Raw genomic sequence first — 11949 nt, forward strand, 5'->3', positions numbered from 1 at the left:
AAACAATAAATAACGACAATGCCGCCCACAGGGCGGCATTTTTATATCAGGCGAGCTGTTCGTCGCGCTTTCCAAGGCGGAACACGCTGACGGTTTCCAGCAGCCGGTGCGCCTGCTCCTGCATCGATTGCGCGGCGGCGGCAGATTGCTGCGAAAGCGCGGCGTTCTGCTGCGTCGCGGCGTCCATCTGCGTTACGGCGACGTTCACCTGGTCGATGCCTGCGCTCTGCTCATGGCTTGCCAGCGAAATGTTCTCCACCAACTCGCTCACGCGCTGCACGCTGCGGACAATTTCTTCCATTACATCACCTGCGCCTTTCACCAGAGTATTGCCTTCTTCGATGCGGTTCACCGAGCGGTCGATCAAATCGCGAATATCTTTCGCGCTGGCGGCAGAACGCTGCGCCAGCGCCCGCACTTCGGCCGCGACGACGGCGAAACCGCGCCCTTCGCTACCCGCACGGGCCGCTTCTACCGCGGCGTTAAGCGCCAGGATATTAGTCTGGAAAGCGATGCTGTCGATAACGCTGACAATGGTGCTTATCTCACTGGAGAAGCGATGAATCACACTCATGGTCTGCACTACGCGCTCCACCGCTTCGCCGCCTTCACCTGCGCGCAGGCGCGCATCGCGGGCGATGTTGCTGGCAAAGCGGGAGTTTTCAGCGTTATTTTTCACCACTGAGGTGAGCTCTTCCATGGAGGCCGCTGTCTCCACCAGCGCGCTGGCCTGCGCTTCATTACGCGAAGAGAGCTCCCGGCTGCCGGTCGCGATTTGCGATGAGGCGGTGGCGATAGTCTCCGTGCCCGCCCGTACGCCTGCCACAATGCGCGTCAGGTTGCCGTTCATCTCCTTGAGCGCGCGCATCAGCTCGGCGGTTTCATCGCGCCCATGAACGGTAATCGTCGCCTGCAAATCTCCGGCGGCCACCGTACGGGCAATGGATACGGCTTCAGCCAGCGGGCGCGTAATGCTGCGCACCAGCCACCAGGTAATTAACGCGCCGGTAAGAAGAGTCAGCGCCATAGTGAGCAGCAGCATTAACCGCGTGCGTTGAAACTGCGCTTCGTTGCGAGCGTCGGACTGCTGATGGAGGTGTTCCGCCTGCTTCAGCGTGCTGGCGACCATCTCATCGATCATGCGCGTCGGCTCACGATCAATACCCGCTACCAGGTGATCGACCCGCTGCGCGCTGGTCGGGTCATTCACCACGTATTGCGTCAGCGCGTTCAGGTATTGCTGCTCCAGTTCGCCGTGCAGGACGCGGGTTTTCATCACCGCGTCGGCGTTCATACCCATCTGCGGCAGCAGCGCGGCGAGTTCATTAAGCAATGCCTGCGTCTTCTGGCTCTGGCTGATAAACGCGCTTCGGTATTTATCAAACTGCGCCTGGTCCTGAGCGCCGCGCAGCAGGGTGTTTTTCCACTCCTGCACCTGAATTTTGAACTGCACCTGGGCATTGCGGGCCGTATCGATACTTTCCGCTATCACCTTCTCCGTGGTCATGATCTCCTGGTTTTGCTTAAGGCCGTTGGCGTTAACCGCAAGGCTGCGTATGCCAATAAACAGCGTCGCGAGCAGCAGCAGGCCCGCCAGCAGGCCAAGCCGCTGTCCGATAGTAAGATGATTAAGTTTCATTGCAGTTGGTCATTCCCCGGTCAAGAAGGCGTGCGGCGCACGCGAGCAGGAGATATCGACCGCAAAAAGAGGAGCTTTAAGCTCACTAAAGAAGGAAACGCCAATGCAGATAGGGTAACGCGATGAACAAAAAAGAAAGAATCGCTTTATGACACTTTTATGAAACCTCTCAGAGCGCGTAAAACGCGGCGCTGAAGGCCAGAAACAAACACACCGCCCGCAGGCGGTGTGCTGTGTGAAGCGGGAAGAATTACTTCTTCGCAGCGCGTTCGAAAGAGGTACGAATTTCTTCTTTCGCGGCTTCTGCGTTGTCCCAGCCGTCAACTTTAACCCATTTGCCTTTTTCGAGGTCTTTGTAGTGCTCGAAGAAGTGGGTAATCTGCGCTTTCAGCAGTTCCGGCAGGTCGTTCACATCTTTAATGTGATCGTATTCTTTGGAGAGCTTGGTGTGCGGTACAGCAACCAGTTTCGCATCTTCGCCAGATTCGTCGGTCATTTTCAGCACGCCAACCGGACGGCAGCGGATCACAGAGCCCGGCTGCAGCGGGTACGGCGTCGGGACCAGCACGTCAACCGGGTCGCCATCCAGGGAGAGGGTATGGTTGATGTAACCGTAGTTGCACGGATAGAACATAGCGGTGGACATAAAGCGGTCAACGAACAGCGCGCCGCTGTCTTTGTCCACTTCGTATTTGATCGGGTCCGCGTTGGCCGGGATTTCGATAATAACGTAGATGTCTTCCGGCAGATCTTTGCCCGCAGGTACGTTCAGTAAGCTCATGTCTGTTTCCTTAAAAATGTATGGCAAACAAGTGCCCGGTATTATAGCCAGGTGGAGGTAAATGTCTTTGCCTGTTTTCGCCGGTCCGGCGTAGCGGGACAATTTTAAGACCTTTTCCGCGCCCGGAAAATCCATAAAGCCAGCCGCATTCTCAATAAATCTGTGTAACCGTTTACAAAGCAGATACAGGTCAGGATTTTTGTGTAAGAAAAGCCTGCTATCTCACCTTAGGCGGCAGGCGCGCCAGCGCTTGTCTTGCGTCACCTTTTGTCACTCACGGGATTTAACGTTTTCGTTACTTTTTTGAATTGTGATGTAACGCATTCAGTTACATCCCGGATTGTCTATAGTTTCGGCGCAGGTGGAGATTTAACCAACAATAACCCTACGAGGATGCACTTATGTGGAAGCGCTTACTTCTGGTCACAGCAGTTTCGGCAGCCATGTCGTCTATGGCGATGGCCGCCCCGTTAACCGTGGGATTTTCTCAGGTAGGTTCCGAGTCTGGCTGGCGAGCGGCGGAAACTAACGTCGCCAAAAGTGAAGCGCAGAAGCGAGGCATCAATCTGAAGATTGCCGACGGCCAGCAGAAACAGGAAAACCAAATCAAGGCGGTGCGCTCTTTCATCGCTCAGGGCGTGGATGCCATCTTTATCGCCCCGGTCGTCGCAACGGGTTGGGAGCCGGTGTTGCAGGAAGCAAAAGAAGCGGAGATCCCGGTTATCCTGCTTGACCGCTCCATCGACGTAAAAGACAAGTCGCTCTATATGACCACCGTTACCGCCGACAACGTGCTGGAAGGCAAGCTGATTGGCGACTGGCTGGTGAAAACCGTCGCCGGCAAGCCGTGTAACGTTGTGGAACTTCAGGGCACCGTGGGCGCAAGCGTGGCGATTGACCGTAAGAAAGGTTTCGCCGAAGCCATCTCTAAAGCGCCGAATATCAAAATTATCCGTTCTCAATCCGGCGACTTTACCCGTTCGAAAGGGAAAGAGGTGATGGAGAGCTTTATCAAAGCGGAAAACAACGGCAAGAACATCTGCATGGTTTACGCGCATAACGACGACATGGCGATTGGCGCTATTCAGGCCATTAAAGAAGCGGGCCTGAAGCCGGGCAAAGATATTCTCACCGGTTCCATCGACGGCGTGCCGGACATCTTCAAAGCGATGATCGACGGCGAAGCTAACGCAAGCGTTGAGTTAACGCCAAACATGGCGGGCCCGGCGTTCGACGCGCTGGAAAAATTCAAAAAAGATGGCACTCAGCCTGAAAAACTGACCATCACCAAATCGACGCTCTATCTGCCGGATACGGCTAAAGAGACGTTAGAGCAGAAGAAAAATATGGGTTACTGATAAGCCAATAGCAGTGGCGGCGGCTCTTTGACGCCTGTGAGCATCTTTCTGGCGAGGGGGCGGCGAGGGAGAAAATCCTCGCCGCGGCCCTCTCCCTGGAAAGAAGAGAAAAAAACCGGCTCCTTTGGCCGAAGTAAAACGTAAAGAAGCGAACCGATTCGCTCTTCTCTACGGAGGAGAGGAAGGAAAACCGACGCCTCGATGAATCGGTCATTTAATAAAAAGCAAACCGAGCCCCTCTTCCCCCCGGGAAGAGGGGCAATTTTCGGAGTGAGTAAACACAGCGCATCCACCGTTTTAGCGCGTGGGCAACGGGGAGTCTGGCAATGCATAACGAACAGCAGGAGATCCTGCGCACGGAAGGCTTAAGCAAATACTTTCCAGGGGTGAAAGCGCTTGAAGAGGTCAACTTCAGCCTGCGGCGCGGCGAGATCATGGCGTTGCTTGGTGAGAACGGCGCCGGGAAATCCACGTTGATTAAAGCCCTGACTGGCGTTTATCAGCCGGACGGCGGCACCGTTTTTCTCGAAGGCAAACCGGTGCGGCCGAAAAACACCGCTCACGCCCAGGAGCTGGGTATCGGCACCGTCTACCAGGAGGTCAACCTGCTGCCCAATATGTCGGTGGCGGATAACCTGTTTATCGGTCGCGAGCCCCGGCGCTTTGGGCTGCTGCGCCGTAAAGAGATGGAGCAGCGCGCCGCGCGGTTGATGGAATCTTACGGCTTTAAGCTCGACGTGCGCGAGCCGTTGAACCGTTTTTCCGTGGCGATGCAGCAGATTGTCGCTATCTGTCGTGCCATCGATCTCTCCGCCAAAGTGCTTATCCTGGACGAGCCCACCGCGAGCCTCGACACCAAAGAGGTAGAGATGCTCTTTACCCTGATGCGCCAGCTGCGCGATCAGGGCGTCAGCCTGATTTTCGTCACCCACTTTCTCGACCAGGTCTATGAAGTCACCGACCGCATCACGGTGCTGCGCAACGGCAAGTTTGTAGGAACGCGTGAAACTGCCGAACTGCCGCAAATCGAACTGGTGAAGATGATGCTGGGACGCGAACTGGACACCAACGCGTTGCAGCGCGCCGGACGCACCCTGTTGAGTGAGAAACCGGTCGCTGCCTTCAGCAACTTCGGTAAGAAAGGGGTTATCACGCCGTTCGATCTGGAAATTCGTCCCGGCGAAATCGTCGGTCTCGCTGGCCTGCTCGGTTCGGGGCGTACTGAAACCGCCGAGGTTATCTTCGGCATTCACCCCGCCGACAGCGGCACCGCCGTTATCAAAGGCAAGCCGCAGACGTTGCGATCGCCGCATCAGGCCTCCTGTCTCGGCATCGGTTTTTGCCCGGAGGACCGCAAAACCGACGGCATTATCGGCGCCGCGTCGGTGCGCGAGAACATTGTGCTGGCCTTACAGGCACAGCGCGGCTGGCTGCGGCCTATTCCGAAGCGTGAGCAAATTCAGATAGCCGAGCGTTTTATTCGCCAGCTTGGCATCCGCACGCCGGGCACGGAACAGCCGATAGAGTTTCTTTCTGGCGGCAACCAGCAAAAAGTGCTGCTTTCGCGCTGGCTGCTGACGCGTCCGCAATTTTTGATTCTGGATGAGCCTACGCGCGGCATTGACGTCGGCGCGCATGCGGAAATTATTCGCCTGATAGAAACGCTCTGCGCCGACGGGCTGGCGCTGCTGGTGATTTCGTCAGAGCTGGAAGAGCTGGTGGGCTATGCCGACCGGGTGGTGATCATGCGAGACCGGCAGCAGGTGGCGGAAATTCCGCTCGAGCAGCTTTCGGTGAGCGCGATTATGAATGCCATTGCGGCATAAGGAGTTCTGAGTGATGGGATCATTACCTGAAGTGGGTGCGCCAAAACGCCGCTTCCGCTGGCCGCCGGGCATGCCGCAGTTAGCGGCGCTGCTGCTGGTGCTGCTGGTAGACAGCCTGGTGGCGAGCCACTTCTTCCAGATAGTGTTGCAGGATGGCCGCCTGTTCGGCAGTCCGATAGACATTCTTAACCGCGCCGCTCCCGTGGCGTTGCTGGCGATCGGCATGACGCTGGTGATAGCGACTGGCGGCATCGACCTTTCCGTGGGGGCGACCATGGCTATCGCCGGGGCGACAGCCGCCGCGATGACCGTCGCCGGGCACGGCCTGGCGGTTGTCCTGCTCGCCTCGCTCGGCGTGGGCGTGCTGGCGGGGTTATGGAACGGCATTCTGGTCGCGGTGCTGAAAATCCAGCCCTTCGTCGCCACGCTTATCCTGATGGTGGCCGGGCGCGGCGTGGCGCAGTTGATTACCTCCGGGCAAATCGTCACCTTTAACTCGCCTTCGCTCTCCTGGCTTGGCAGCGGCTCGCTGTTGCTTTTCCCAACGCCAGTTATCATCGCGCTCGTCACGCTGATTATTTTCTGGCTGTTCACCCGTAAAACGGCGCTCGGCATGTTTATCGAAGCGGCGGGTATCAACATTCGGGCGGCGAAAAACGCCGGCGTTAACACCCGGGGCGTGGTGATGCTGACCTACGTGCTGAGCGGCGTCTGCGCCGCTATCGCCGGCGTTATCGTCGCGGCGGATATTCGCGGCGCGGACGCCAACAACGCCGGGCTGTGGCTTGAGCTGGACGCTATCCTCGCTGTGGTGATTGGCGGCGGCTCGCTGATGGGCGGGCGCTTCAACCTGGTGCTTTCGGTGGTGGGCGCGCTGATTATCCAGGGGATGAATACCGGTATTCTGCTCTCCGGCTTTCCGCCGGAGCTTAACCAGGTGGTAAAAGCGGTGGTGGTGCTTTGCGTGCTGATAGTCCAGTCGCCGCGCTTTATTGGCTTGCTGAAGGGAGTGCGCCGCCATGATAAAACGTAACCTGCCGCTGATGATAACGCTTGCGGTATTTGTGCTGGGCTACCTCTACTGCCTGACGCAGTTTCCCGGCTTCGCCTCCACGCGCGTAATTTGCAACATCCTTACGGATAACGCATTTCTTGGGATCATCGCGGTCGGCATGACCTTTGTGATCCTCTCCGGCGGGATCGATCTCTCAGTCGGCTCGGTGATCGCCTTTACCGGCGTTTTCCTTGCCAAAGCGATAGGCTTCTGGGGGCTTTCGCCGCTGGTGGCTTTCCCGCTGGTGCTGGCGATGGGCTGCGCCTTCGGCGCTTTCATGGGGCTTTTGATAGACGCACTGAAAATCCCGGCGTTTATCATTACGCTCGCCGGGATGTTCTTTCTGCGCGGCGTCAGCTATCTGGTTTCCGAAGAGTCTATTCCGATTAACCACCCCATTTACGACACGCTCTCAAGCCTCGCCTGGAAAATCCCCGGCGGCGGACGCTTAAGCGCGATGGGTCTGCTGATGTTGGGCGTGGTGGTTATCGGTATTTTCCTCGCTCACCGCACCCGTTTTGGCAACCAGGTTTACGCCATCGGCGGCAGCGCGGTTTCGGCGAACCTGATGGGTATCTCCACCCGCAGCACGACCATCCGCATTTACATGCTCTCCACCGGGCTTGCCACGCTTGCGGGCATTGTCTTCTCGATTTATACCTCGGCGGGTTACGCGCTGGCGGGGGTAGGGGTAGAACTGGACGCTATCGCCTCGGTGGTCATCGGCGGCACGCTGCTCTCCGGCGGCGTGGGAACGGTGCTCGGCACGCTGTTTGGCGTCGCTATCCAGGGCTTGATCCAGACCTATATCAACTTTGACGGCACGCTCAGTTCATGGTGGACCAAAATCGCCATCGGCATTTTGTTGTTTATCTTTATTGCGCTGCAGCGCGGCCTTACCGTGCTGTGGGAAAACCGCCAGAGCGCGGATGTTAAGCGCGTTAGCACGGCGCCAACAAGCCAGTAACATACTGAAATCGCTAAAAATGATTAAACTTTCTCCGGTGATTGCCGATAACTCACTATTCATCCGTTTTGAGCTATCGCGATTACCGGGAAAAGTACCATGCTAAAAAATCTCTCCATTCGTACCGGCCTGCTGACCCTGTTGGCGGCCATGACGCTTTTGCTGTTGGTCGTTAGCGGGATTGGCATTTACGCGCTGACGCAAAGTTCCACCTCTCTGCAACGCATCAACCAGCTACAGGGTGAAAAAATGGTGCGCCTGAACGAAGGCTATACGCTGCTTTTGCGGGCGCGTAACGAAGCCGGGCAGGCGGTGCGCCAGATGGAGGTCGGCCTGTTAGACGATGCCGGTAATTCTGTGAAAAGCGTAACCGCGGAAATCGCCCAGGCGCAGCAGACGCTGAAAGCGCTGATTGCCAGCGGCGTGGACGACGAGCAGGGCGCCGCGCTACTGAAGAAGCTGGCGGCAAGCTATAACGCCTATAACAGCAAAGGCATCACGCCAATGCTGGCCGCGCTCAACAAGCAAAGCCCCGATGAGTATTACGACCTGCTGGAAAACGGGCTTATTCCGCTCTCCCGCAGCTTTGATAACGACATGCAGGCGTTCCAGCGCTGGAGCGAACAGCGCGGCAATGAAGAGGTGGCGACGGTCCTGGCGCACAAGCGGACGGTGATGGGGTTAATGGTGTTCGCCGTGCTGCTCACCGCGGCGCTGATTGCGCTGGTGTGGCTGGCGCTGCGTCATTTGCTGCTCCAGCCGCTGAGCCGTGCGATTGAACAACTGGAAGTGATTGCCGCAGGCGATCTCACCCATACCACTGCTGACGCAGGCAACAACGAGCTGGGACGCCTGGCGACGGCGATTGAGAGTATGCGCCAGGCGCTGATGGCGTCGGTGTTGCGCGTGCGCGACGCCAGCGCGCAGATAGATACCGGCAGCCGCGAGCTTTCGGCTGGCAACGTCGATCTCTCTCAGCGCACCGAATCTACCGCCACCTCCCTTGAGCAGACCGCCGCGAGCATGGAAGAGATCACCGCCACGGTGAAACAGAATGCGGCGAATGCCGAAGCGGCGCACAAGATGGCGCAAACCGTTTCCGATACCGCCGATCGCGGCAGCGAAATGGTCTGCTACGTCATTGAGAAAATGCGTGATATTTCCGGCAGCGCCGGCCGCATCGCCGACATTCTGAGCGTTATTGACGGCATCGCCTTCCAGACCAACATCCTGGCGCTGAACGCGGCGGTGGAAGCGGCGCGGGCAGGAGAGCAGGGAAGGGGATTTGCGGTGGTGGCAGGCGAAGTGCGCAGCCTTGCCAGCCGCAGCGCCGAGGCGGCGAAAGAGATCCGCACGCTTATCAGCGACTCGCAAACCCACGTTGGCGAAGGCAGCGAACTGGCGCAGCAGGCGGGCGAAACCATGGATGAAATTGCCGAAGAGGTTTTACGCATGACGAAGCTGATGCGAGAAATCGCCAACGCGTCGCATGAGCAGAGCCGCGGCATTGAGCAGGTGAATATTGCGGTCAGCCAGATGGACGAAGTGGCCCAGCAGAACGCCGCGCTGGTGCAGCAATCTTCCGCCGCCACGCGCTCGCTTGAAGAGCAGTCGCAACAGCTGGTGGCAGCGATGGCGACATTCAGGTTGCAGATGCAGGCCTGAAAATAATAAAGGGCAGCGTGAGCTGCCCTTGTTGTCTCATACCGGCGTTACGCGTCCGGATACTCGCGAATAAAGCGCTCGACATCTTCCACCATGTGGTCGGTGCCGACGAAGAACGGACGGCGCTGGTGCAGGCTGTCCGGAACGATGTCCAGAATGCGCTGCTTGCCGTCGCTCGCCTTGCCGCCCGCCTGTTCGGCGAGAAACGCCATCGGGTTGCACTCATACAGCAGGCGCAGCTTGCCTTCCGGGTGGCTTGCGGTGCTCGGATAAAGATAAATGCCGCCTTTAAGCAGGTTGCGATGGAAATCCGCCACCAGCGAGCCGATGTAGCGCGAGGTGTAGGGGCGCTGGGTCGCTTTATCTTCTTCCTGGCAGAATTTGATGTATTTCTTCACGCCATTCGGGAATTTGATGTAGTTACCTTCGTTGATGGAGTAGGTGTTGCCTTTCTCCGGGAAGCGCATGCGCTCCTGGCACAGGCAGAACACGCCAAGCGAAGGATCGTAAGTGAAGGCGTGAACGCCGCAGCCGGTGGTGTAAACCAGCATGGTGGAGGAGCCGTAAACCACGTAACCCGCCGCCACTTGCTTGCTGCCAGGCTGCAGGAAGTCTTCCATGGTGACCGGCGTGCCGACCGGCGTAACGCGGCGGTAAATAGAGAAAATGGTGCCAACAGAGACGTTAACATCGATGTTGGACGAGCCGTCCAGCGGGTCCATCAGCACGACATATTTTGCATGTTCGCAGCCTTCAAAAACCACAATCTCATCTTCTTCTTCAGAAGCGATGCCCGCCACGATATCGCGAGCGCGCAGTGCGGCTTTCAGCTTTTCGTTGGCGAACAGATCGAGCTTTTGCTGCACCTCGCCCTGAACGTTTTCCGCGCCGCTGGCGCCGAGAATATCAACCAGACCTGCTTTGTTGATATCGCGGTGGATAATCTTCGCGCCCAGCTTTATTGCCGACAGCAGCGCCGTCAGTTCGCCGGTCGCATGTGAAAATTCGTGCTGCTTTTCGACAATAAACTCACCTAACGTTTTCATAACACTTTCCCTGCATCTGAAGTTGAGTAAAGCGATCACAACAATATTAACAAAGTTTCAAATTGTCGCGCAGAAGTGAATCGTGTAAGCCAAATACAGATAATCCTGAAAGGCATTTCTCCAGCCCCCTTCCTGCGGGTAGAATGTGCGCCGGACTAAAAAAGGATAGTGACGTATGCGCATTCATATTCTGGGTATTTGTGGCACTTTTATGGGCGGACTCGCGATGCTGGCGCGTTCGCTTGGCCACGAGGTGACGGGCTCGGATGCTAATGTCTACCCGCCAATGAGCACCCTTCTTGAAAAGCAAGGTATCGAATTAATCCAGGGCTACGACGCCGCGCAGCTGGAGCCGCGCCCGGACCTGGTCATCATCGGCAACGCCATGACTCGCGGCAATCCCTGCGTGGAAGCGGTGCTGGAGCAGGGCATTCCTTATATGTCCGGCCCGCAGTGGCTGCACGATTTTGTGCTGCGCGACCGCTGGGTCGTCGCCATCGCCGGCACCCACGGTAAAACTACCACCGCCGGCATGGCCGCCTGGATCCTTGAAGCCTGCGGCTACAAGCCGGGCTTTGTGATAGGCGGCGTGCCAGGTAATTTTGACGTTTCCGCGCGCCTTGGCGATAGTCCGTTCTTCGTAATCGAAGCTGACGAATACGACTGCGCCTTTTTCGATAAGCGCTCCAAGTTCGTCCACTACGCGCCGCGCACGCTGGTGCTAAACAATCTGGAATTCGACCACGCCGATATCTTCGACGACCTGAAGGCTATCCAGAAGCAGTTCCACCATCTGGTGCGCATCGTGCCGGGGCAGGGGAAAATCATCTGGCCCGAAAGCGATATCAACCTGAAGCAAACGCTGGGGATGGGTTGCTGGAGCGATCAGGAGACGGTTGGCGAGCAGGGCCACTGGCAGGCGAAAAAGCTGACGACCGACGCCTCAAACTGGGAAGTGTGGCTTGACGGCGAAAAAGCAGGGGAAGTGAACTGGGGCCTCGTAGGCGAGCACAACATGCATAACGGGCTGATGGCGATTGCCGCAGCACGCCATGTAGGCGTAACGCCCGCCGACGCTGCGCAGGCGCTGGGTTCATTCGTTAATGCACGCCGCCGTCTGGAATTGCGCGGCGAAGCGAACGGCGTAACCGTGTATGATGATTTCGCCCATCACCCGACCGCCATCCTCGCCACGCTTGCCGCCCTGCGCGGCAAAGTAGGCGGCACGGCGCGCATCCTCGCCGTGCTGGAGCCGCGCTCCAACACCATGAAGATGGGCGTCAGCAAAGACGATCTCGCCCCTTCGCTCGGTCGCGCCGACGAAGTGTTCCTCTTCCAGCCGCACCATATTCCGTGGCAGGTGGCGGAAGTGGCGGAGGCCTGCGTACAGCCTGCCCACTGGAGCGCCGATCTCGACACGCTGGTGGAGATGATTGTGAAAACCGCGCAGCCTGGCGACCATATCCTGGTGATGAGCAACGGCGGCTTTGGCGGCATTCATCAGAAGCTGCTGGATGGCCTCGCGCAGAAAGCGCAGGCCTGAAAAAAGGGCGTCTCCCGCGCCCCTGGCTTCATCCTTGCTGGTAAGAAAAGCCGCTTCCTGCGAAGCGGCT

General features: G+C 57.8%; 9 protein-coding genes. 6 read left to right on the forward strand and 3 right to left on the reverse strand.

Translation table 11 applies throughout. The features are described from left to right. Nucleotides 1–46: 46 nt before the first annotated feature. On the reverse strand, nucleotides 47–1639 hold the full coding sequence (locus MT962_RS12750) for a methyl-accepting chemotaxis protein (protein ID WP_247365785.1): 1593 nt from the start codon (nucleotides 1637–1639) through the stop codon (nucleotides 47–49). Between the two features lie 250 nt (nucleotides 1640–1889). Continuing rightward, the gene (gene ppa / locus MT962_RS12755) at nucleotides 1890–2420 is read right to left on the reverse strand and encodes an inorganic diphosphatase (RefSeq protein ID WP_024556592.1); all 531 of its coding nucleotides are present in this window, start codon (nucleotides 2418–2420) and stop codon (nucleotides 1890–1892) included. 401 nt (nucleotides 2421–2821) lie between these two features. On the opposite strand from ppa, the gene ytfQ reads away from it, so the two are divergent. The 5 genes from ytfQ (at nucleotide 2822) to MT962_RS12780 (ending at nucleotide 9290) form a co-directional block, all read left to right on the forward strand. Next, on the forward strand, nucleotides 2822–3778 hold the full coding sequence (gene ytfQ / locus MT962_RS12760) for a galactofuranose ABC transporter, galactofuranose-binding protein YtfQ (RefSeq protein ID WP_024556591.1): 957 nt from the start codon (nucleotides 2822–2824) through the stop codon (nucleotides 3776–3778). A 326-nt stretch (nucleotides 3779–4104) separates the two neighbouring features. Next, nucleotides 4105–5604 (forward strand): galactofuranose ABC transporter, ATP-binding protein YtfR, encoded by a 1500-nt coding sequence (gene ytfR, locus MT962_RS12765; protein ID WP_024556590.1) that lies wholly within the window; start codon nucleotides 4105–4107, stop codon nucleotides 5602–5604. A 10-nt stretch (nucleotides 5605–5614) separates the two neighbouring features. Then, complete coding sequence (ytfT, locus tag MT962_RS12770) at nucleotides 5615–6637, forward strand: galactofuranose ABC transporter, ATP-binding protein YtfT (protein WP_247365787.1); 1023 nt, start codon at nucleotides 5615–5617, stop codon at nucleotides 6635–6637. Next, nucleotides 6624–7625, forward strand: coding sequence for a galactofuranose ABC transporter, permease protein YjfF (gene yjfF, locus MT962_RS12775; protein WP_024556588.1), 1002 nt, complete (start codon nucleotides 6624–6626; stop codon nucleotides 7623–7625). The genes ytfT and yjfF overlap by 14 nt, the downstream gene beginning before the upstream one ends. 99 nt (nucleotides 7626–7724) lie before the next feature. Continuing rightward, nucleotides 7725–9290, forward strand: coding sequence for a methyl-accepting chemotaxis protein (locus tag MT962_RS12780; RefSeq protein WP_247365789.1), 1566 nt, complete (start codon nucleotides 7725–7727; stop codon nucleotides 9288–9290). A gap of 47 nt (nucleotides 9291–9337) precedes the next feature. On the opposite strand, the gene fbp is transcribed toward MT962_RS12780, so the two are convergent. Further along, nucleotides 9338–10336 carry a class 1 fructose-bisphosphatase gene (gene fbp, locus MT962_RS12785; RefSeq protein WP_024556586.1) on the reverse strand — a complete coding sequence of 333 codons (999 nt, stop codon included), beginning with the start codon at nucleotides 10334–10336 and terminating at the stop codon, nucleotides 9338–9340. A gap of 175 nt (nucleotides 10337–10511) precedes the next feature. On the opposite strand from fbp, the gene mpl reads away from it, so the two are divergent. After that, entirely contained in the window at nucleotides 10512–11879 is a 1368-nt protein-coding gene (gene mpl / locus MT962_RS12790) for a UDP-N-acetylmuramate:L-alanyl-gamma-D-glutamyl-meso-diaminopimelate ligase (RefSeq protein ID WP_247365791.1), read from the forward strand. Nucleotides 11880–11949: the final 70 nt, after the last annotated feature.

Origin of the sequence: Franconibacter sp. IITDAS19 (assembly GCF_023079515.1) — a bacterium.
Classification (GTDB): Bacteria; Pseudomonadota; Gammaproteobacteria; order Enterobacterales; family Enterobacteriaceae; genus Franconibacter; species Franconibacter pulveris.